Raw genomic sequence first — 20,100 nt, 5'->3', positions numbered from 1 at the left:
GTCCGGGCATTTTGCCGAAAGGTCACGATCATGTGCATCGATCCCAACGCCGAGCCCGTCGCCTTCGCGCTCGACACCAAACTCTGCCACCTCCTGCCGACGCTGACCGAGCCGCACCGCGAAGCCATCGCCCAGGATCTCGCGCGCACCGCCATCTTCATGGCGACCGCAATGGCGGCCGACATGGCGCAGGACGCGGTGAACGGCCTCGTGCCGATCCCGAAGATGCCGTCGCTCGGCAAGCCGCCCGCACCCGCGCTGGTCCCACAGGCGCAAACGCCGCGCGATACCGTGCTGCTGACCCCCGCGGTCGCGCCCGTCGTCACGATCAAGGCCAAAACGACCGACGTCACCGTCGCCGGCTTAGACCAGCGTCACGGCTACACCTTCGGGATCGACAACAAATCCGACCGGCTGATCGACATCCGCCACGCCGGCAAATGCTGGTGCATCGATCCGAGCGACGAGGCGACCGACGTCGTCAGCCGCGCGATCGGCGCGCTCGCCGCGGCACACGCCGATATCGGCACCGCCCTGACCGACAAGATCGGCCGATGATCGGCAGGCCCGGTCCGCGTCCCGCACGATCCACCGTCCGCGTGAAGACGCGGTCGGTGAGGGGCGCTCATCGCGCCCTGCCCGGCCGAAGGGCCGGGGAGGGGAGGAGGATTGAAGATCGGTGTCGAGGACATCGGGTCCAGCACGACATCAGGAGACGTTACGATGAACATCGGTCAGATCAAGCAGAACGACGCGGGCATTTTCATGGGCCGCATTTCCACACTCGCCGTCGCGATGACGATCGCACTGAAGCCCGTCCAGTCGTCCAACCCGCGCGCGCCGCGCTACGAGATCCACGCGCTCACCCCGGGCCGGACGTGGGTGCAGGTCGGGGCGTTCTTCGAACTCACCTCGAACAACACCGGCGAGGCGTTCCTCAACGGTCGCATCGACGATCCGTCGCTCGCCGCGCCGCTGCAGGTCTCGGCCTTCCGCCAGGACGACGGCTCGTACAACGTCGTCTGGCAGCGCGCCCAGAAGCGCCGCGACGTCGGTGCCGCGCTCGGCGTCAAGGCGGATGACGATCTGTCGCCGCCGTTCGGCGCCGATGGCGGCCCGGTCGACAACGGTCCCGGCCCCGATGCGGCCGCCACCGACACCGGACTGGGCGAAACCACCGCCCCGGTCGAGGAGCCGGTCGGCAAGGGCCGCGGTCGCCGCCAGCGCGTCGCCGAGGACGCCTGATCCACCCCCGGTGCCGTGCACTCCCTCACGGCACCGCATGGCGCACGGGCGCGCCCCCTTTCGCTCCCGCACGCCGAAACTCGGGGCGACGCCGGCACACGGCGTCGCCCTTTTTTTGCTTCATGGGCTCCAGTCCCGATTCAACACCGTATCGGATCGATAATTTAGCTATTCCTTCGCTTTATCGCCGTATAAGCACAGGATATCGCAGTTCTAACCTGGGCCACGCTCAAGGGAAGGGGGTGATGAATGGATAGCCGGGCGAATGGTGATGACACCGCTCGCGGGACCGGCACGTCCACTTCATCACGAGGTCCCGACATGGCCGACCGCGTCTCCGTCTCAATTACGATCGGGGGAAATCTGCCCGCCGACCAAGTTCCCAAACTCATCGAACTGGCGAATGCCTCGGGCCTCACTCTTGAGTGGGAGGGCGAAGCACTCTCCGACGACGACATCAAATCCGGCGAGCATCTCCGAATGCGAGCGCACGATGTGACAATCGGAGATGTCGACGAGATCGAGGAATTCTGCTGCACCAACGATCTCCCTTTCGTGTGCTGGACCGACGGATCAGCCGGGTCATTCAACCCTGAAACCATTATCTGGGTCGGCGAAGGGCCACGACACTCCTTCAACGCGACCGATGACGGCAAAACGCTCATCAGCGAGGAAGAAGCCCGCGAACTCGGCTCCTATGAGGCGATCTTGAAGCATTTCGCCCTCGGATCGTTCGAACCGCCCGTACTGACGATCGTCCCAACCAACTCCTGAAGTTGACAACCTCCCAATCAGGCCCGGTCCGCGTCCCGCACGATCCACCGTCCGCGTGAAGACGCGGTCGGTGAGGGGCGCTCATCGCGCCCTGCCCGGCCGAAGGGCCGGGGAGGGGAGGAGGATTGAAGATCGGTGTCGAGGACATGGGGTCCAGCACGACATCACAGGAGACACGTCATGAACATCGGTCAGATCAAGCAGAACGACGCGGGCATTTTCATGGGCCGCATTTCCACCCTCGCGGTCGCGATGACGATTGCGCTCAAGCCGGTCCAGTCGTCCAACCCGCGCGCCCCGCGCTACGAGATCCACGCGCTTACCCCGGGCCGGACGTGGGTGCAGGTCGGGGCGTTCTTCGAACTCACCTCGAACAACACCGGCGAGGCGTTCCTCAACGGCCGCATCGACGATCCGTCGCTCGCCGCGCCGCTGCAGGTCTCGGCCTTCCGCCAAGACGACGGCTCGTACAACGTCGTGTGGCAGCGCGCCCAGAAGCGCCGCGACGTCGGTGCCGCGCTGGGCGTCAAGGCGGATGACGGCGAACCCGCGCTGCCCTTCACCGCCGATGGCCGTGACGTGGCGACCTCGGGCGCCGGCGATGACACCGGCGACGGTCTGGGCGCCAGCACCGCGCCGGTCGACGAAACGGTCTGACCGGCATCGGGCGGCGCTGATGCGTCGCCCGTGTCGCCACCCCGACGGGGATCGCTTCATCACCGAAGCGGTCCCTGTTGTCGTTTCTGGCTATTCCGCGCATACTGCGTATAATGCGCGTGATCCACAGGAGGCACTGATGGCTGCTACCGCCAGTGACGAGACCGTCAATCTCACCGATTTCCACAAGACCCCGGGCGTCTACGTCGACAAGAGCCAGCTCGCGCCGGTCATCCTGACCAAGCGCAACCGGCGCTTCGCCGCCGTCGTCAGCGCCGATTACCTCGACCGCGCCGAAGCTGCGCTCCGCGCGATCCACGGCAATCGCCGGGTCTATACCGAAGGGACATTCCCGGATGACTTCGCGGCCCGTCTTGAAGCCTCGCTCCCGACAGAAGCCGAACTCGCCGACGATCGGTGGGAGCGTGAGCGCGTCGACACCGCCGCCTGAACCCGGCGATGTCATCAACTACATCTATCTGTTTGCCCATGAAGCGGCTGCCGGTCGTGACGAGGGCGTCAAGGAACGCCCGGTTCTGGTAATCGCGTCAGATGCCAGAGGCGTCGCGGTCGTACCCATCACGACGAAGGGGGAGGCGCGATCCTCTCGCAGCGACCGGATACCCGATCCGGTCGCCAAGGCTATGGGCCTGCCGCGCGCCGGCGAAAGCCACGTCGTCGTCAACGACGTCAACGATTTCGACTGGCGCGGCCATGATGTCATCGACCTGAGGACCGGCAGCTTCATTTATGGGCGGTGCCCCCCGACGTATTTTCAGAAGATCGTTCGTGCCGTCCAGGCAAGCGCCGTCCGGGTAACCGATCGACGCTGACCGTTGGTTACGCCAACCCGAAGGACGACGCCCGCAGACGCCGCCCGATTCGCTGACCGGACGGATAGATCATCACAATCGGCGATGATCTCGCAGCCGGGCGGCGCGTAAAGCCGTCGCTGTCCTGCCAGCGGGTATCGGCAGGCGTTTAACCCCGATGGCGATGAGGACGCCCAGGTCCGATGCGGTTGCCGGCGATCGCCCTGGCGAGGGTCGGCCGTCGGGCGACCTTGCGGCATCCGGTCTCCTTGCCGGTGCGTCGTCGCCCGGGCGCGGCCGTCCTTGTCGAGCTTCGGAGCGGCACCACGTCGGTCAGCGAGCGACGCTGGCGGCACGCCTGCCTTCGCGCCGGGTCGTTCGGGGGTACGGGTCAGGCGACCGACATGAGCGGTTCACGAGGTTTGTCCATGGCAATGCCTGCGGGAACCTTGGGCTGATCGACGGCCCATCCGCCGTTTCGTGTCACCTGCGCCGCGCCCCGGGGCCTCGCAACCCCTTTGGCAGGGCCGTGTTGCCGCGCTTCGCGCGGCTGCCCGCACCACCCCTGCAAAAGGGGTTCCCCTCCGGTCGACCAGGCCCGCCGCCTGCGCGCCGGCCCAGCTCGCCCTCCGGTGCGACGCCCCGAACCGCGACGCCCTTCAGGTGACACCGGCGGACGGACCGCCGACCAACCCAAGGAGGCAATGCCATGAACAACGTGAACCTCGTCGGCCGCCTGACCCGCACCCCCGAACTGCGCGAAGTCAATCGCGCCACCAGCGTCGCGACCATCTTCGTGGCGACCGATCGCCCGAAGCTCAACAAGGACGGCCACACCTACAAAGGCGACGACGGCTTCACCGTCAAGGAGACCGAATACCACAAGGTCACCTGCTTCAACGGCCTCGCCAAGGCGATCGCCGGCAACCGCAAGAAGGGCGACCTCATCGCCATCGAGGGACGCCTGCACTACACCCGCTGGCAGGACAGCGACGGCAACGACCGCTACGGCTGCGAGATCATCGCCGATCGCGCCGAGTTCTACTGACCGGCCAGCGAACCGGGCGGCGTCTGCGGGCGTCGCCCTTCGCGCATGCTTCATCATCGCCCGCGCAGGACGCCTCGCCCACGGTGCTTCGCACCGCGGCCTTGCGCCAGCGCGCGCTCACCTGAAAGGTCCGGCACCATGACCGTCCAGCGCGACATGTTCGACGGCGACCCGTTCGCGCCCGAGCCGATACCTGCGGCACCGGACCCGGTCGCTCGGGTCGACGAGCCGGCACCCGCCGGCGGCGACCACGACGGCAATGCCGTCGCGCTCGCCCCGCTGGCGGTGCCGTACGGCTTCCGCAACCGTCGCAATGAACCCTGCCGGCGTCTCGCCGAGCGACCCATCCTGATGAACGGCCAGCCCTTCGTCCATCGTGGTCACCAGCTGCTCCAGTGTCCGCGTTCCTGCTGGCTAGACGATGACAGCGCGGTCGAGCCGGACATTGCTGACCGGATCGGTGAAGATATCCGGTTCGCAACCGAACCGGATATCCAGACCGACCCGCACGGCGAGGACCCCGATGCCAACCGCGATCCAGACGACCCGGGAATCCAGGAGATGCCGGATTACGATGCCGGGGATGACGGTGGCGAGTATGAATGGGACTGATCCTGCTGATCCTGCTGTGCTGGCTGTGGGACGGCCGTAGAGGGGCAGGGCGGGGCGTCCCGCCTTGTGGGCGGGACCGGGCTCTATTCGGCCCTGGCGGGCCTCACGGAGCCCCCTGGCGGGGTCTCCGCCCTGCGGGTGACGATCCCTATGCCGGCGCCGGGCGTCCTGCGCGCGGGCGGCGGCAGCTGGCTCGCCCTCCCGGGCTCACTGGCGCTGCCTTTGCGGCGCTGCGCCTGGCGGCGCATCACCGCCGCCCGTGCTCGGTCCGACCCGGCGTGCCCACCACAACATAATATTTTCTCTCTCTGTGATGAGGAAGTCTGGCATGCGGGGTTGGCGGGCCGTCAAGGACGCGCGGTCCCCCCAATTTTCACGCACCCTTCCGCCTCCGCTTCGCTCCGCCTCCAGGGCACGAGAAAATCGGCTCCCCCGCGCGCGAGCGTTAACCGGGGTCCGCGACCCTGCGGGCCGCGGCTTCCCGGTTAACGTCCCTGACCGCCCTGACCGCCGCATGCCGGATGAGATTCCTCACCGAGAGAAGGTGAGATTTTCAACTCATGGAGGCTATCATGACCAAGTACAGCAACTTCAACGACATGGGCCGCGCGATCAACGAGCGCCGCGCCGACGAGGACACCACCGAGACCTATCAGGGGGCGTTCATCGAGGCGAGCGAGATGGCCAAGCTTTCCATCGTCAGCGAAGCCGAGAAGCTGGACATGCCCGACCCGGAGCAGGCCGCGCACGCCGTCGAGCAGATGCTGGCGACGATGTTCGACGTGTTCCGCGACACCCGCATGGAAGAATTCGCCGCCGATCTCGCATGGGGTTTCGTCAACAGCTTCCACATGGTGGCCAAGCGCATCGAGGGGCGGGAGGATGACGCCGCCAAGAAGCTGGGCGACCTGGTGCGCAGCTACGACCCCTCGGAGATCTACGCGGTGGAACTCGAAGAAACCCAGCTGCTCTGCCAGACCCTCGAGAATTGCGCCGAGGCGATGCGCTGCATGCGGGACCACGCCGGGAACGTGTATCGCGTCGAGACCGGACGGCCCTTCTCGACCGTCCGCGGCAGCAGGGTGTCGTCCAAGCTGACCGCCTCGATGATCGACGGTGCCGACTATCTGGCGGCACGCGCGGCAAAGCGTCGGGACGAGCACAACCCGAGCGGCCCGATTGTCGCCTTCTCGGGCGGCATGGAATGGCACGACCACGAGCAGCTCTTCGAACGCCTCGACCAGATCAAGCGTCGCATCCCGTCGATGGTCCTGATGACCACCGCCATGAACAAGGGTGCCGACGCCATCGCAGCGTCGTGGGCGGCCTCGCGCGAGGTCAAGCTGGTGCGCATGTTCCTCGACAAGCGCCACGGCAACCGGGGCGGGTTCCTGCGCAACGACCGCATCGCCTCGCTGCGTCCCGTCGAAGCGATCGTCTGCGAAGGATCGGGCGTCCAGATCGACTTCGCGCGCAAGCTGCGAACCGCCGGCGTACCGCTCCACGTCTTCCGCAAGGACGGACAGGCGCCGGTGCAGCCCAGCCAGCGCGGCCGTCGCGCCTGACGCACTCACGGAAGGGCTCCGGGAAACCGGAGTCCTTCCCCTTTTTTACGTCGCCCTGGGCGGCGCTCCGGGGCATCGAGCCCCATCGCGCCGCGTGGGACTGACCTTGCGGTCGATCGCACCGCGTTGCCGGATCGACACGGCTCGCTCGCGGCAGGGCAATGCCGTCGCATTGCCGCTGCCTGCCACGCCTCGCCGGTGCCGGGATCGATCTGTCGCTCCGTCGCATCGCCTCGCTCGCTTAGCGGTCATCGCTGAGTGCGATGACCAGCGCGCTACGCCTCGGCCGATGCGACCCTTGGAAAACCCCGGTGCGACCCCGAAAGGGCTATCCTTTGCTCGCCTCACTACAGAATGGCATGCGGGTATCACGGGCCGTCGAGACTTCGCGATCCCCCAAATTTTGCGCTGCCCGTCCGCAATCGCTCCGCTCAGCGGACCGCCAGCACAAAATCGGTTCCCCCGCTCTCGAGCGTTGACCGGGATCCCTGCCTTCGCTGCGCTCGCCACGGCTTCCCGGTCAACGGCATCAACCGCCCTGAACACCGCATGCCGGACGGTTCGCGTCAGCAAAAGGAGAATGACATGACCGACCCCATCTCGAACGACGACTACGCACTCTGGGCGGACGGAACATGCGCGACGATCGGCGAGGTTCGCAGTGGCCACTACACCCACATGTCGGACGACTATGAGATCATCTCGTGGACCGACACCGCACGCCTGATCGAAATTGACGCGGTCGATCCCTGACGGAGGATCGGTACGGCTCGCTCGCGGCAGGGCAATGCCGTCGCATTGCCACTGCCTGCTACGCCTCGCCGGTGCCGGGATCGATCTGTCACTCCGTCGCATCGCCTCGCTCGCATCGCGGCCACGCCTGCGCGTGTCACGCTCGCTACGCATCGACCGTCGCGGCTCAGCCGGCGTCTCGACTGCGGCATCGGCACGGCTCGCTGGCGGGCGCGGCGATGCCGTCGCATCGCCTGCGCTGCCGCTGCGCATCGCGCCGTGCCGATGCGATCGAGTATGGGCTGACCGGCACGGCTCGCTCGCTTCACGACGATCCCTTCGGATCGCCGGTTCGCTACGCCTCGCTCGTGCCGATCGCACCCGCTTATCGACCGCGCCCGTCTCGCTCGCATCGCGGCCACGCCTGCGCGTGTCGCGCTCGCTACGCATCGACCGGCGCAGTCCGACCAATGCCCGGCTCGCTCGCGGTGCCGCAATGCCTGCGCATTGCGAGCACCAGCTACGCATCGCTCGGGCAACCGGTCCTGCGGACCGACCCATGACCCCGTGATCGGCCATGCCGATCCTGACGGATCGGAAGGGGAGGGAAACCGGGGATGATGGTTCCAATGGGAGACAGACCATGTCGATCACCTTCTTCCTCAGCGTCGATCGGAAAGCCGATGCCGCGCCCGCCGTCATCACCGCCCGCCAGCTCGCCGCGTTCCGCGCCTTCGCCCGGGAGCGTGGCCAGCTTCTCGAAGACGAGGACGATGACCCCCTGGTGTCGTGCTCGTTCGAAGCCCGCGTGTGCCCCTGGTCGCTCGCATCAATCTGCGCGATCTTCGATCACGACGTTGGTGTCATCTCCGTTGTCGAGGAAGCCCAGTTTCGTGGACTCAACGTCCGCTTCTGGCGCGACGATGCAACCCGCACGATCACCATGCACGTCGCCACCACGCCCGACGGCGCATCGGAGATCAACCTCGCCAACGGCAACGCCTATCGCGTCCTCGACGCGCTCCGGCTTGCCGACGACAATCGCGGCAGCATACCCATTACCGAATTGCGCGATACTCTGGGTCAGCCTTACGTCCGCCGCGATCTAGGCCACCTCAATGATGGCCGTTACCTCGAGCGGTTCGACTCGCTCGCGGCTCAGGCCGCTACCAGTGACGAGATACGCATGGTCTGGGGATAGCCTCCCTCCAGTCACCATCGCGTCGGGGGGCATCGGGCTTCGCCTCGATGCTCCCCATTCTTTTGCCTCAATGGACCGAAGCATCGCCAGCTTCGGCCAGGCATTGAAAAGGGGAGCGCCTTACGGCTGCTCCCCTTTTTTGCTTGATGGGCTTGAGCCCGCTCCTGCGCTGACCCGCTACGCGGTCAGGCGCTTCACGGTCTCGTCGATCCCGAGCTTCTTGATCGCCCCGATGATGGCGCTGAACTGGGCTGGATCGGCCTTCATCAGCCCCGACTTCTCAACCTCCTTCAACAACCCCGATCGCTCGCGATCGGCGAGTTGCTTGCGACGCTCGTTGAGCCGCTGTTCATCGGCCTCAAGCTGCGCCCGTTCCTGCTCGATACTCCGTGCCATTCGACATGCCTTTTCTGATCGTGAACCAGCCTCCATGTTGTACGATGCCAGCACCTACCCAGCTGCACAATAGCGACAACCATACTCGCTCGCTGGTCCGGTTTTACCGGACCAGCATGGGGCGACGGACACTGACCTGCGGCCAGGTCCGTCGTGGGGCGGGATTGCTCCGCCCAACCCCCTTCGGTCCTGCCCGATGATCGCCTGCCTGCGGCGCTTTCCCTCCCGGAGTCCGGTCCAATGATCGGACATCCAGCCATGATGCCACCACCACCGCGACAGTCCCTAAGGATTTGCACACCGTACGCGGCACGCCGCAGGTTAAGTGCCTGAAATACGGTCTGTTCACAGGGTGTGTCGTGTTCTCATGGTGGAAAAGCCTAGCCGGAGTTCGCTAACCCGTTGAAATAGCGTCTAGTTCGACGTTCTCGGCATGTAATACGTTTTCTATGGCGATGTCTGAAATCGCGTGTTAAACCTCCGGCTCCGAAATCCCCACCATCCACCAGTTGAGTGGATGGATCATGACTACACACCACGTCGGCTTCAGGCTTTCGAGTCAGGCTGTTGCGACCCTGGACAGCTTCGCGAAAGAGCGTGGATGCTCTCGCTCGGAGGCGTCCCGTTTAGTCTTTCATTTCGGACTTCCACTGGCGGTCGCGAGCCATTCCTTCAACGTCAGTCGCGTCCTGCTCATCCTAGAGCAACTGTCGGCTTCGATGGACCTCATCGTTACCCGCGAGCATCCCGACTACGCGGAGAAGATCATCGACATCGCCCAGGAGCGCGTGGAGGTTCACCATGCGCAGCGATGATATCCGGTTCAACGGTCAGGCGGCGACGGTAAAGCACCATTCAGCGCGGGGGCGGATCACCCGCAACTCCGGCAATTTCACCCGCGGTTCGCAGCTGCTTGCCAGCCAGTACAAGATGACCTGGGCGGGCCTCCAGGTGCCGATCTGGATCTGGCTCGGGACGTTCATCGTCCTGTTCAATATCTTCGTCTGGCTGGGCCTCGCCGAGCATGAGTTCCAGCTCGACCTGATGAAACTCTACTCGGCGATCTGGACATGGGTCGGCGCGGACAGATTCCACCTTATCAACCTGACCCTGCCCAACGGCGTCGTGACGAAAGTTCCGATCGGTTACGTTCCCTACGAGCCCCATGTCGTTCACGCCTGGGCTAAAACCATCAAAATCTTCCTGACGACGCTCGTCATGTCGGCTTTCATCGCCGCTCCGCTCATCATGTGGTTCATCATGTGGGCCAACAAGCGCGGCAGCGACATGCTCCAGGAACGCCATAACCGCGGCGCCCTGCTGGTCGAGCGAGATGTCCTCGTCAAAACCGTCAGCGGCCACAACCGGCGCAGGTTCCGAACCGAGTGCGCCGAGCACGAGCCCCCATACGTCCCGGAGCTGGTCGCCAAGGCTCCAATCCTCGATCGCATCGACCGGGGCATCCACGTTCCCTATACGATCGCCGGCATCCCCTATCCGTGGCGGCTCGAACAGAGCCATACCATGCTCATCGGCACCACCGGCACCGGCAAGACGACGCAGCTGCGCAGCCACGTCTCGCAGCTTCGTGCGCGCGGGCATCGCGCCGTCATCTTCGACCTTACCGGGGTGTTCGTGGAGACATTCTACAACCCCGAAACCGACGTTATCCTCAACCCGATGGACGAGCGTTGCGCGCCGTGGACGCTGTTCGACGAGTGCCGCAACTATGCCGACTTCGTGTCGGCCGCCTCGGCCCTCATCCCCTCGCATCCCGACGACAAGGAGCCGTTCTGGCAGAACGCCGCACGCATGCTGTTCATCGAGATGTGCCTGAAGCTTCAGGAGATGGGCGAGGCCAACAATGCCGCCATCGCGCATCACCTGATGCAGGCTGACCTGAAGTCGATCAACGCCAAGCTGGACGACACGATCGCGGCCCCGCTGACGACGGAGAAAGCGGCCCGCATGGCGGAGTCGATCCGATCAGTCCTGAACGTCAACGGACAGGCGCTGCGCTTCATGCCGGACCCCGTCCCGGGCGGCCCGCCCGCCTTCTCGATCCGCGACTGGATCGCGACCGACAATCGTGACGGCTCGATCATGTTCATTACCGGCTCGTACAATGACCTGGAGATGACCCGCGGCCTGTTCACGCTGTGGATCGACCTCGCGGTCAACAACCTCATGCGCCTGCCCAAGACGCGCGATCTGCGCACCTGGTATCTGTTCGACGAGGTACACGCGCTCCACGCGCTGCCCGGCATCGAGCATGGCCTCCAGTCGGCGCGCAACTTCGGAGGCGCGTTCGTCCTCGGCATCCACTCGTTCGACAAGCTGGTCGCGACCTATGGCCTGCAGAACGCGACCGCGCTCACCGGCCTCGCGCGCACCAAGCTGATCCTCGCCACCGCCGATCGCACGACGGCCGAGAAATGCTCCGAGTTCATCGGCAGCCGGGAAGTCCGTCAGATGGATGAGGCATACAGCTACGGCTACAACAATACCCGCGACGCCTCGACGCTCACACCGCGTACCGCGATCGAACCGCTGGTCATCCCCGACGACATCAACAACCTGCCGTCGCTCCACGGCTTCGTGAAGTTTCCCGACGGTTTCCCCGCTGCGCGGATCGAACTCAAGTACCGGTCCTATGCCGAGGTCGCGCCGGGGGCGGTTCCCCGCAAGAACTTCAAGCCGACCGAATACGTCTCGCCGGAAGACCGGCGTCGTCAGACCGCCCGGAACAAGGTCGCGGATGAGGGGGGTGAGGGCGGCCGGGAACATACCCCCACGCGGCCCGTGGGAGGCGTAGAGGCAAGGGAACGAGAACAGCCGGACCTGACCGCCGCTCAGCCCGAGAAGCCCCGTAGCGAGGCGGAGAAGGCGGCTGCGGCGATGGAGGTCACCGGGGCGCTGCCGGTGGTGATCGATCAGGTAACCGGGAAGGGCGTCACGACCAGCCCAACCGGCGCCGATGCCGTCCGCGCAGCGGAGCCAGCGGTTCCCGTCGCGTCCGAAAAGGTGCGCGACGCGCGGATCGGTCTGAGGCTTCCCGATCCGGGGGCGTCGCCAACGCTCACGGCAGGCCCGAACGCGCAACGATCGGACGCCGAACGACCAATGAGTGGCTCTGATCTCGGTCGGCAAGATGGCAACCGCCATGAGGACCAAGCGACCCGTGAGTTGCGCGATGGGTTTGCGACGCAGCGCGATCCCGATCACCACCATCGTCATCATGGCCCGGATCATTCGCCGGAGATCGATGACGACATGGACATGGGGATGTAGCCGATGCTGTCGGTCGCCTCCGTCAAATCCGCCTCCGGCGCGGCGCAGTATTTCGCCAAGGACGATTACTACACCGCCGAGCATTCGTCCGAGGCGACCGCCTGGGGCGGGGTGGGCGCGGCCGATCTTGGCCTCAAGGGCGAGGTGACCAAGGAGGACTTCGAGAAGATCCTCAACGGCGAGATGCCCGATGGCGAGAAGGTCGGGCAGGTCGAGGGTCGGCGGTTAGGCGTCGACCTGACATTCTCGATGCCGAAATCGGCGAGCGTCATGGCCTATGTCGCCGGCGACGCCCGTGTGCTCACCGCGCATATGAACGCGGTAAAGGCGACGATGGGCTGGGTCGAGAAGACCTTCGCCGAAGGCCGCACCTACGATCAGTCCAGGTCAGGGGATGCGGTGCGTACCGGCAACCTCGTCTATGCGCTGTTCCAGCACGACACGAGCCGCGCTCTCGATCCGCAGGGCCACATCCACGTCCTTATCGCCAACATGACCAAGATGGCGAACGGGGCATGGCAGGCGCTCCACAACCAGCAACTCTGGAAGAACAACACCACGATCGGCGCGGCCTATCACGCCCAGTTTCGCGCCGAGCTGGCAAAGATCGGCTACGAAACAAGCGTCACCGGCAAGCACGGCCAGTTCGAGATCGCCGGCGTGCCTAAGGAGGTGATCGACACCTTCAGCCAGCGGCGCGCCGATATCCTGGCGAAAGCCGGCGAGCTCGGTGTCACCTCCGCCGAGGCGTTGCGCAAGGTGACCAACAATACCCGCGACGCCAAGCTGAACGTCGAGGATCGCGATGCCCTGCGCCAGGAATGGCGTGACCGGGCGGCCGCGCTCGGATTCGACGGCAAGGCACTGGTCGATGCCGCGCGCGAGCGTGCCGGCACTAGCGGCCTCGATGCCCAGCCACGACCGATGGAGCGCCTCGGTGACGTCCTGGCCAATATCCGCGAAAGCCTGGGCGAGTGGTTCCGATCCGCCGATCCGCTCGTCGCCAGCGGTCTCGACCGACTGCGCATCGCGCCGGTGGATCTGCGCGCCCAGCACGCCGTCGCCTCCGCGATCCGCATCCATGCCCAGCGCGAAGCCGCGTTCGCCGTGCCCGACATCACCCGGACCGCGCTCGACCTCGGGCTGAAGGGTGTCACCGCCGCGCATGTCGACGCGCGCGTCTCCGAGCTCATCCGCAACGAGAAGCTGATCCCGGGCAAGGAGGACCGGATCGACGGCGTCGTCACCCATGTCACGACGCCCGAGGCGCTCGCGACCGAGCGCGGTATCCTTGCCGAGATCGAGCGCGGCAAGGGGGAGGGGCGGGTGATCGTCTCCGCCGACACCGTCATCGAGCGGATCAACGCCGCATCGGGCGACAAGGAACTCAACGCAGGCCAGATGGCGGCCGCGACGATGGCGCTGACCTCCGCCGATCGTATCGTCGCGGTCCAAGGCGTCTCGGGCGCCGGCAAGTCGACCATGCTGGCGAGCGTCGCGCGCAACGTCGAGCAGGAGGGCGGCAAGGTGGTCGGCCTCGCGCTCATGAAGGCGACCGCCGATCGCCTCGGCGCGGAAGCCGGGATCGAGAGCCGCACCGTCTCCTCGTTCGTCCACAGCTATGCCCGCCACGCGCTCGCTGGGAAGGGAGCGGGCTATGACGGCGCGCGCGACGCGCTCGCCGGCACGACGCTGATCCTCGACGAAGCCTCGATGGTGGGTTCCGACCAGATGAAGCACCTGGTCGGCATCGCCAATGCGCTCGGCGTCGATCGCTTCCTGATGATCGGCGATCGCCAGCAGATCACCGCGGTCGACGCCGGCAAGGCGTTCGCGCTCGCGCAGGCCGGCGGGATCACGATGGCGCGGATGGACGAGAATCTGCGCCAGCGCACCGAGCAGCTGCGCACCGTCGCTGCGCTGACCAACCGTGGCGAGGTGCGCGAGGCGATGGCGATGCTCGGCGACAAGGTCACCGCCAACCCCGAGCATGTGAAGGCCGCGGCCGAACACTGGCTGGGCCTAACCACCGAACAGCGCGAGACCACCGCGATGTTCTCCTCGGGCCGCGTCGCCCGCGCCGAGCTCAACGTGCGCATCCAGGACGGCCTCGCCGCAGAGGGGGCGCTGAAGGGCGAGGGCGTCGTTACGCCCGTCCTCGACAAGGTCAACGTCACGCGTGAGGAACTGCGCTACGCGCATACCTACAAGCCGGGCCAGGTGATCGACCTGCGCCATGCCATGCGCGAACTCGGCCTCAGCCCCGGCACCTATGACGTGCTCGGCGTCGACGCGAAGGGCCGCGTCCAGGTCCAGATCGGCAACCGGGTTCGGACCTTCGATCCGCAGAAGATATCGCCGGTCGACAAGACCGATGCGATGCAGCTCGCGCAGCGCGAGGAGATCCGGCTGCACGAAGGCGACAGGATCCGCTGGACGCAGAACGACAAGGACCGCGGCCTCAACAACAACGACATCGCCCGCGTCGTCTCGGCCGACCCGTCGGGGATCAGGGTCGAGGCGAGCGACGGCACGCTCCACGAGCTGAAGGCGGGCGATCCGATGATGGAGCGGATCAGCCTCGCCTACGCGCTCAACATGCACGCGGCGCAGGGCATCACCACCGATACCGCGATCGCGGTGATGAGCCACAAGGAATCTAACCTCTCCAACCAACGCCTGTTCAACGTCACCGTTACGCGCGTCCGCGACGACATCCAGCTGTTCACCGACGACCGCGAGAAGCTGACCGCCGCGATCGAGCGCAACGAGGGCAACAAGACCTCGGCGCTCGAAACCACCGGCGCGCTGACGATCGATCCCGATCGCGGCGCTGCCGGCACAGCGGCGAAAGCAGGCGCGGGCGAGACGTTCAACCCCTCGCTGCCGCCCGACCTCGATCGCGGACCGGAGAAAGTTGGGGGCGAGCCGAGCGCCGACGTCAGCCAAACCGTCGAGCGGCAGCCGCCCGATTTCAAGAACGATCCCTCCCTTGCAGCCGCATCGCTGCGGATCGGCGTCGAGAAGCCGGAAATCGAACTTCCCTACCCCGAAAAGGACATCGGACTGGAGCTATGAGCATGACCACGTCGCCACCGACCTGGGATCAGGTGATCGCCACGAAACATTGGCACGCCTGCGATCTCGACACCCATACGCTCGCGCAATGCAGCCAGCTCGCGCGGCGCGACGATGCGCTCGACTGGGGCGGCGAAACGCTCGCGATGGCCGCGATATTCGGCCTGACCTACGTCTTACTCCTGCCGCTCACCCGCGCGCTGCGTGCCCTCCGGGTCCGGCCCGAGCCAGCACGATGAGCCTCGCCGACCGCGACTATATGCACGGGGCTCCCCGCATCGGCCGGACCTCGCGGCTCGACACGCCGCCCTGCGATGCGATCGAGGGCGCGTCCGAGCATCTCCAACAGGCCCGCAGGAAGCCCGTGGAGCCACGGTCAACCGCGCCGCGCGTGCTCGTCCCCCTGACGCGCCGGCTGCGTCAGGCGGGGCTCCTGGAGGCCGTGGTGGCGGCTTTCACCTTCGCCTGGGCGGTCGGATGCGGAATCGTCAGCGCGTCGCTCCACACCGATGGTGGAATTTTCGTTCCGCCCGCAACCGAAGGTACGCCCGGTGGACGGTAGTTTCCCTTTTCGCTTCCGGCGCCAACCCGAGCCGACGCACGCGACCCTCACGATCGCCGAAACCGCGGATCTGACGGCAGCGGCGCTTGAAGCGGTCCGCGCCGGTGACGGGGGCCGGCTCGCGGTATTCGGCGATGGCGACGCGATCGCCGAACTCGCCGACCAGGTCCGCGACCAGCTGATCGACCCCGCGCGCGGCAACTGGGACTTCTTCGCAGACCATCCGAGCGACTATGCACGCTCGTCCGCGATCGAAGCGTTCCTTCCCGACGATCCTGACGTTTGCTCGGGCTACACCTGCGCTTCGCGCTATGTGCTGCTCCGCGCGATCCAGCATGCCGGCGATGAACCTGGTGCGACCCTTTCGGCCGTCCGCGATCTGATACGGGATCTCCCGCCGGAAGCCGTCGCAGAGGCGGCGGGACACGATTCTGGAAACGGTCACGCCCTGCGTTGGGGAATGACCGTGCTGGCCGGCGTGCGACGAGCGACCCACGCTTTCGCCGACCACGACCGGCTGATGCCCAGGATCTCCATCGCGCGCTGGCTGGCAGGATCGGCGTCGACCATCCTGTTCGTACGACGCGAACCTGGACTGACTTCGAGCGAGGTTGTCGCCGTCGAGGCCTCGCTGCGCGATCACGCGATGCTGTCCAGAATGGACGTGTTTCCCCTGGCTCTCCCCTCGCAGTCGATGGAGGTGGTCGATGGGCATCGATGATCGCGACTATATGCGCGATCGCTACCGCAAGCGGCAGGGGCTCGATCCCGGTGCGACGCAATGGAACGATCGCAAGGCACGGGTCGAGCTGAACCGCTTCGGGTTCAGGAAATCGGTGCCGCTGGGGAGCGCGAGCTGGATATCTGGCGGATCGAAAGGGTCGTGGTTCGAAGCCAGGAACAGGGGCCACGATTATCAGCGCGGTCGATGGCGGCCCCGCCCGCGCTTCACGCCGGCCCCTTACTGGCAGGCGCTGGGCGTCGGTGTTGCCATCGCACTGGTCCTTGCGGCCTGGGCCGGGCAGGGCCAGATCAAGCGCGCAACCTCCAGCCTGTTCGCGTCAATCGTGGGGACGAACACCGGTTTTCCGGAATCGGGAACGGTCGCCGTCTCCTCCAGCGTCGACCTGCGAACCGTCAGAAGCCACCTGACCATTCAGGGTGCGGCAGACAATAGCATCGTCCAGCTGCTCGATCCGGCGACGGCGAAGAACCGGCTGTCGGTCTATGTCCGCGCCTTCGAGCGTGTCACCGTGCCAGCCCCGCTCGGCCAATATCGCGTCCGCTTCATCCACGGCCGCGAATGGGCAGATTCTCGGACCTTCTTCGGCAGGGGCACGCTGCACGACGAGGTTGCCGGCGTGATGCTGTTCACGCGACGGGTCGGGCACACGCTCGATCTTCGTCTGGGGGCCGACAGCAATCTCGTGGTCCGGCGCATCGCCGCCAAACCGGCCTCGATCCAGTGACACTGTCCTTCATCCACGCGCGGGGATTTCGCATCGCACCGCCAGGACCGGCCCCCGCGCGCCGGCACGGCGATCAACCGGGACAGGAGACATGAGCAACTGGGATTTCGAGGAAATGGGCGAGTTCGGCTCGGATGCCGACGCAGACCGCTGGGCGAAGCGCAACAACATCGCCCCGCAGGATGTCCGCATTCGCCGCAAGGGGGACGGGGTTGAGCTGGAGGTCCGGCGCTCGGCGCTGGGCGACAGCAGCGCCCGCCACGATGACCGTCGCGACGGCCGACGCAACGGTTTCTTCTGAAAACGGCCAGGGAAGGAGTACACACGATGAAACTGAAGATGATCGCCGCGCTGGGGCTTGCCGCCTTCTCCGTGGCCTTGCCGTCGGCCGCCAGCGCGCAGTCGTCGGCGCCGGTCCTGCTCGCGATGGCGAGCTTCGCCGGAAGTCATGCCGGCACCGATGCCGCGCGCGAGGTCGAGGCGAAGAAGGCGCGCTATCGCGCGCACGCGCTTCACAACGGCAAATGCAAGGACTGCGCGGACTGTCCCGACTGCAAGGACTGTGACGAAGCCGCGAAGAAAGTTGCGGCGGACGAGGAGCGTGCCGGGATCTGCGATCCCGCAGCGCATGCGAAGAAGGCGGGCGCCGGTGCTTGATCGCACCCGCATGCTCGTCGTGACGGCCGCGCTCGCGGCCGTCACACCTTCAATGGCCCACGCCCAGAAGCTGGGGCAGGGCGGCACCGGCGTCGACGAGACGACCGCCGTGCCGCAATGCCAGGTGCCGCTCGGCGTTGCCGCGCTGGTTGAGGAGAAGGCCGCCAACCCGGCCGATGGCCTGTCGCCGCAACTGCAGGCGCTCATGCGCATGGCGGAGATGCAGAACGGCGGTTCGACCGCGCGCGTCGACGCGCTGCCACTGGTCAAGCTGATGATCGCGCGATCCAATTGCTTCCGCGTCGCCGATCGCGGCGAGGCGTTCAGCGCGCTCGAACGCGAACGCGCGATCAATGGCGGGACTGCCACAACCCGGCCTGTCACCAAGGCGGATTATCTGATCGAGGTGAAGGTGGTCTATTCCGACGCCAAGTCGCGTGAGAGCGGGGGCGGGGTCGGCGGTGTGTTCGGCGGGGCGGTCGGGCTCAAGTCGAAGACACTCGAAAGCCAGGTGCTGATGACGCTGGTCGACGTGAACACCGGCATCCAGGAAGCGGTCGCCAGCGGGTCGGCGCGCAAGAAGGATATCGGCGTCGTGGGCGGTGGGCTGTTGCTCGGCCTTGGCGTGGGTGCGCTCGGTGGAAGCTACGCCTCGACCGACATCGGCAAGATCACCACGCTGGCGACGCTCGATGCGTTCCGCAAGCTGATCGAGGATGCACGGCCACGGCTCGAGGCGAGGCTGGTGCCGGCCAAGCCGCCCGCAATGGTGCCTCCCGCCTCCGCGCCGCTACCGGCGCAGGCGGTTCAACCGCTGCCGCAGCCAAATCCGGGAACGCCGAAACGATGATCCGCAAGAAATCGACCCGCGCGGCCGAGATCGCATTTGCCGACGAAGTGATGGCGTCCGACGAGTTCGCGGCTCTCCCCGAGCGCGTGCGATCGACGGTGCGGAACCATCGCCAGGGGATGCGGGGCGAGCGCGAGACCGCCTATATGCTCGATCACCAATTCGGGCCTGACAACGACCGCAACCTGCTTATCCACGATCTGCGCCTGCCGGACGGGCAGGGCGGGTTCGCGCAGTTCGATCATATCCTGCTGTCGCGGGCGTCGCGCACCGCCTCGATCTTCGAATCCAAGAACTACTCTGGCCGGATCTCGAAGAACGAGCATGGCGAATGGATGGTCTGGTATCGCTCGCAACGTCAGCCGCAGAACATCCCCAATCCGGTCGAACAGGCCAAACGACAACGCAAGGTGCTGCAGGCGTGGCTGAAGCGAAAAGGGCATGACAGGGCGTTCGCGGAGGTCGGCGTATTCGTGTCCGTTCCGCCCACCGCGATGATCGACCGTTCCAAAATCGGCAGCGACGAGCCGATCTACAAATGCGACAACCTTTACAAAGCCTGGGTGCCGTTCGGCGGGTCATCGCCCCTGGGACGAATGTTTTCGACCGGCGTCACCGCCGCGCAGATGGTCGAGATCGCCGACCAGCTCATCGCCGACCATGTCCAGGAGGGCGATATCTATACCCGCCTCGGCATCGTTCCTGACAGCACGGACGCCGCCGATACGTCTCATACCGGCGACCCGTCTGGGCCGATCAACATGCCCATCGTCCAGGCCGCGTCTGTGCCGGAATTGCCGCCGTACGTCGAGGCAGAGCCTGTCACTGTTCATCCGGCGCAAAGTCCCTCCACATCGGTAGCGGTTGAATGCACCGTTTTGGAGGTATCGCCCCCTGCCAAGGCGGTTCCCGTCAAGGCGGGCGCACCTATCGAGGTATGCGCCGGGATCGTCGAGCGGACACTGCCAGATGGCCGCATCGCATTCCGGGCCGCGCGCGACGATGAGATCGGCAGGGAGGTTCTTTCCGCGTTGTGCAAGGGCAAGGCGATCTGGAACCCGAGATTCTCCAACTGGATCTGCGTGCCCGACGTCGCCGACGTGATCCGGGCTGCACTTCCCGATGCGATCAGGGTCGGCCACGTCGCATGA

General features: G+C 66.0%; 23 protein-coding genes. 22 read left to right on the top strand and 1 reads right to left on the bottom strand.

The features are described from left to right. Positions 1-30 precede the first annotated feature (30 nt). The 11 genes from BV95_RS03290 (at position 31) to BV95_RS03240 (ending at position 8,646) form a co-directional block, all read left to right on the top strand. Positions 31-558 carry a hypothetical protein gene (locus BV95_RS03290; protein WP_197419142.1) on the top strand — a complete coding sequence of 176 codons (528 nt, stop codon included), beginning with the start codon at positions 31-33 and terminating at the stop codon, positions 556-558. 165 nt (positions 559-723) lie between these two features. Continuing rightward, on the top strand, positions 724-1,245 hold the full coding sequence (locus tag BV95_RS03285) for a DUF736 domain-containing protein (RefSeq protein WP_037447324.1): 522 nt from the start codon (positions 724-726) through the stop codon (positions 1,243-1,245). A 249-nt stretch (positions 1,246-1,494) separates the two neighbouring features. Further along, positions 1,495-2,019, top strand: a complete 525-nt coding sequence (locus tag BV95_RS03280; protein ID WP_156028551.1) for a hypothetical protein — start codon at positions 1,495-1,497, stop codon at positions 2,017-2,019. Between the two features lie 180 nt (positions 2,020-2,199). Beyond that, positions 2,200-2,676: a DUF736 domain-containing protein gene (locus tag BV95_RS03275; RefSeq protein WP_037447318.1), complete on the top strand. Its 477-nt coding sequence runs from the start codon at positions 2,200-2,202 to the stop codon at positions 2,674-2,676. A 139-nt stretch (positions 2,677-2,815) separates the two neighbouring features. After that, positions 2,816-3,127 carry a prevent-host-death family protein gene (locus BV95_RS03270; RefSeq protein ID WP_016510718.1) on the top strand — a complete coding sequence of 104 codons (312 nt, stop codon included), beginning with the start codon at positions 2,816-2,818 and terminating at the stop codon, positions 3,125-3,127. Then, positions 3,102-3,509, top strand: coding sequence for a hypothetical protein (locus tag BV95_RS03265; protein ID WP_035386729.1), 408 nt, complete (start codon positions 3,102-3,104; stop codon positions 3,507-3,509). The genes BV95_RS03270 and BV95_RS03265 overlap by 26 nt, the downstream gene beginning before the upstream one ends. Before the next feature lie 688 nt (positions 3,510-4,197). Beyond that, positions 4,198-4,536: a single-stranded DNA-binding protein gene (locus BV95_RS03260; RefSeq protein ID WP_010409121.1), complete on the top strand. Its 339-nt coding sequence runs from the start codon at positions 4,198-4,200 to the stop codon at positions 4,534-4,536. Between the two features lie 138 nt (positions 4,537-4,674). Beyond that, a complete protein-coding gene (locus BV95_RS03255; protein WP_037447312.1) occupies positions 4,675-5,148 on the top strand; it encodes a hypothetical protein in 474 nt (157 codons plus the stop codon). Between the two features lie 572 nt (positions 5,149-5,720). Beyond that, a complete protein-coding gene (locus BV95_RS03250; RefSeq protein WP_037447491.1) occupies positions 5,721-6,713 on the top strand; it encodes an SLOG family protein in 993 nt (330 codons plus the stop codon). A gap of 585 nt (positions 6,714-7,298) precedes the next feature. Continuing rightward, a complete protein-coding gene (locus BV95_RS03245) occupies positions 7,299-7,466 on the top strand; it encodes a hypothetical protein (protein WP_156028549.1) in 168 nt (55 codons plus the stop codon). Between the two features lie 622 nt (positions 7,467-8,088). After that, positions 8,089-8,646, top strand: a complete 558-nt coding sequence (locus BV95_RS03240) for a hypothetical protein (protein ID WP_037447306.1) — start codon at positions 8,089-8,091, stop codon at positions 8,644-8,646. Between the two features lie 177 nt (positions 8,647-8,823). Here BV95_RS03240 and BV95_RS03235 read toward each other — a convergent pair whose 3' ends face one another. Continuing rightward, positions 8,824-9,042 carry a hypothetical protein gene (locus BV95_RS03235; RefSeq protein WP_037447303.1) on the bottom strand — a complete coding sequence of 73 codons (219 nt, stop codon included), beginning with the start codon at positions 9,040-9,042 and terminating at the stop codon, positions 8,824-8,826. 524 nt (positions 9,043-9,566) lie between these two features. Between BV95_RS03235 and BV95_RS03230 the strand changes: the two genes are divergently transcribed. The 11 genes from BV95_RS03230 (at position 9,567) to BV95_RS03180 (ending at position 20,100) form a co-directional block, all read left to right on the top strand. Further along, positions 9,567-9,857, top strand: coding sequence for a hypothetical protein (locus BV95_RS03230; RefSeq protein WP_016509826.1), 291 nt, complete (start codon positions 9,567-9,569; stop codon positions 9,855-9,857). Continuing rightward, entirely contained in the window at positions 9,844-12,333 is a 2,490-nt protein-coding gene (locus BV95_RS03225) for a type IV secretion system DNA-binding domain-containing protein (protein ID WP_037447302.1), read from the top strand. The genes BV95_RS03230 and BV95_RS03225 overlap by 14 nt, the downstream gene beginning before the upstream one ends. Positions 12,334-12,336: 3 nt before the next feature. Then, on the top strand, positions 12,337-15,411 hold the full coding sequence (gene mobF, locus BV95_RS03220; RefSeq protein WP_016509811.1) for a MobF family relaxase: 3,075 nt from the start codon (positions 12,337-12,339) through the stop codon (positions 15,409-15,411). Between the two features lie 2 nt (positions 15,412-15,413). Then, positions 15,414-15,650 (top strand): hypothetical protein, encoded by a 237-nt coding sequence (locus BV95_RS03215; RefSeq protein WP_037447296.1) that lies wholly within the window; start codon positions 15,414-15,416, stop codon positions 15,648-15,650. After that, positions 15,647-15,973 (top strand): hypothetical protein, encoded by a 327-nt coding sequence (locus BV95_RS03210; RefSeq protein ID WP_037447293.1) that lies wholly within the window; start codon positions 15,647-15,649, stop codon positions 15,971-15,973. The genes BV95_RS03215 and BV95_RS03210 overlap by 4 nt, the downstream gene beginning before the upstream one ends. Next, positions 15,963-16,694 carry a type IV secretion protein gene (locus BV95_RS03205; RefSeq protein ID WP_035386407.1) on the top strand — a complete coding sequence of 244 codons (732 nt, stop codon included), beginning with the start codon at positions 15,963-15,965 and terminating at the stop codon, positions 16,692-16,694. The genes BV95_RS03210 and BV95_RS03205 overlap by 11 nt, the downstream gene beginning before the upstream one ends. Next, entirely contained in the window at positions 16,681-17,442 is a 762-nt protein-coding gene (locus tag BV95_RS03200) for a hypothetical protein (RefSeq protein ID WP_037447284.1), read from the top strand. The genes BV95_RS03205 and BV95_RS03200 overlap by 14 nt, the downstream gene beginning before the upstream one ends. Positions 17,443-17,533: 91 nt before the next feature. Then, positions 17,534-17,743, top strand: a complete 210-nt coding sequence (locus BV95_RS03195; RefSeq protein ID WP_010409146.1) for a hypothetical protein — start codon at positions 17,534-17,536, stop codon at positions 17,741-17,743. A 26-nt stretch (positions 17,744-17,769) separates the two neighbouring features. Continuing rightward, positions 17,770-18,099, top strand: a complete 330-nt coding sequence (locus tag BV95_RS03190) for a hypothetical protein (RefSeq protein ID WP_037447279.1) — start codon at positions 17,770-17,772, stop codon at positions 18,097-18,099. After that, entirely contained in the window at positions 18,071-18,949 is an 879-nt protein-coding gene (locus tag BV95_RS03185) for a CsgG/HfaB family protein (RefSeq protein ID WP_196803787.1), read from the top strand. Before BV95_RS03190 ends, BV95_RS03185 begins: the two co-directional genes overlap by 29 nt. Further along, positions 18,946-20,100, top strand: coding sequence for a nuclease-related domain-containing protein (locus BV95_RS03180; RefSeq protein WP_010409151.1), 1,155 nt, complete (start codon positions 18,946-18,948; stop codon positions 20,098-20,100). The genes BV95_RS03185 and BV95_RS03180 overlap by 4 nt, the downstream gene beginning before the upstream one ends.

It is taken from the genome of Sphingobium chlorophenolicum (assembly GCF_000722875.1).
GTDB classification, from domain to species: domain Bacteria; phylum Pseudomonadota; class Alphaproteobacteria; order Sphingomonadales; family Sphingomonadaceae; genus Sphingobium; species Sphingobium chlorophenolicum.
Note: the sequence above shows the minus strand (reverse complement) of the source record. Positions and strands in the feature narration are given on the sequence as shown.

Excerpts from the sequence above, each read along its gene's own strand:
- BV95_RS03290 (WP_197419142.1), top strand. The coding sequence starts at position 31 with ATGTGCATCGATCCCAACGCCGAGCCCGTCGCCTTCGCGCTCGACACC.
- BV95_RS03285 (WP_037447324.1), top strand. The coding sequence starts at position 724 with ATGAACATCGGTCAGATCAAGCAGAACGACGCGGGCATTTTCATGGGC.
- BV95_RS03280 (WP_156028551.1), top strand. The coding sequence starts at position 1,495 with ATGGATAGCCGGGCGAATGGTGATGACACCGCTCGCGGGACCGGCACG.
- BV95_RS03275 (WP_037447318.1), top strand. The coding sequence starts at position 2,200 with ATGAACATCGGTCAGATCAAGCAGAACGACGCGGGCATTTTCATGGGC.
- BV95_RS03270 (WP_016510718.1), top strand. The coding sequence starts at position 2,816 with ATGGCTGCTACCGCCAGTGACGAGACCGTCAATCTCACCGATTTCCAC.
- BV95_RS03260 (WP_010409121.1), top strand. The coding sequence starts at position 4,198 with ATGAACAACGTGAACCTCGTCGGCCGCCTGACCCGCACCCCCGAACTG.
- BV95_RS03255 (WP_037447312.1), top strand. The coding sequence starts at position 4,675 with ATGACCGTCCAGCGCGACATGTTCGACGGCGACCCGTTCGCGCCCGAG.
- BV95_RS03250 (WP_037447491.1), top strand. The coding sequence starts at position 5,721 with ATGACCAAGTACAGCAACTTCAACGACATGGGCCGCGCGATCAACGAG.
- BV95_RS03245 (WP_156028549.1), top strand. The coding sequence starts at position 7,299 with ATGACCGACCCCATCTCGAACGACGACTACGCACTCTGGGCGGACGGA.
- BV95_RS03240 (WP_037447306.1), top strand. The coding sequence starts at position 8,089 with ATGTCGATCACCTTCTTCCTCAGCGTCGATCGGAAAGCCGATGCCGCG.
- BV95_RS03235 (WP_037447303.1), bottom strand. The coding sequence starts at position 9,042 with ATGGCACGGAGTATCGAGCAGGAACGGGCGCAGCTTGAGGCCGATGAA.
- BV95_RS03230 (WP_016509826.1), top strand. The coding sequence starts at position 9,567 with ATGACTACACACCACGTCGGCTTCAGGCTTTCGAGTCAGGCTGTTGCG.
- BV95_RS03225 (WP_037447302.1), top strand. The coding sequence starts at position 9,844 with ATGCGCAGCGATGATATCCGGTTCAACGGTCAGGCGGCGACGGTAAAG.
- mobF (WP_016509811.1), top strand. The coding sequence starts at position 12,337 with ATGCTGTCGGTCGCCTCCGTCAAATCCGCCTCCGGCGCGGCGCAGTAT.
- BV95_RS03215 (WP_037447296.1), top strand. The coding sequence starts at position 15,414 with ATGACCACGTCGCCACCGACCTGGGATCAGGTGATCGCCACGAAACAT.
- BV95_RS03210 (WP_037447293.1), top strand. The coding sequence starts at position 15,647 with ATGAGCCTCGCCGACCGCGACTATATGCACGGGGCTCCCCGCATCGGC.
- BV95_RS03200 (WP_037447284.1), top strand. The coding sequence starts at position 16,681 with ATGGGCATCGATGATCGCGACTATATGCGCGATCGCTACCGCAAGCGG.
- BV95_RS03195 (WP_010409146.1), top strand. The coding sequence starts at position 17,534 with ATGAGCAACTGGGATTTCGAGGAAATGGGCGAGTTCGGCTCGGATGCC.
- BV95_RS03190 (WP_037447279.1), top strand. The coding sequence starts at position 17,770 with ATGAAACTGAAGATGATCGCCGCGCTGGGGCTTGCCGCCTTCTCCGTG.
- BV95_RS03185 (WP_196803787.1), top strand. The coding sequence starts at position 18,071 with ATGCGAAGAAGGCGGGCGCCGGTGCTTGATCGCACCCGCATGCTCGTC.
- BV95_RS03180 (WP_010409151.1), top strand. The coding sequence starts at position 18,946 with ATGATCCGCAAGAAATCGACCCGCGCGGCCGAGATCGCATTTGCCGAC.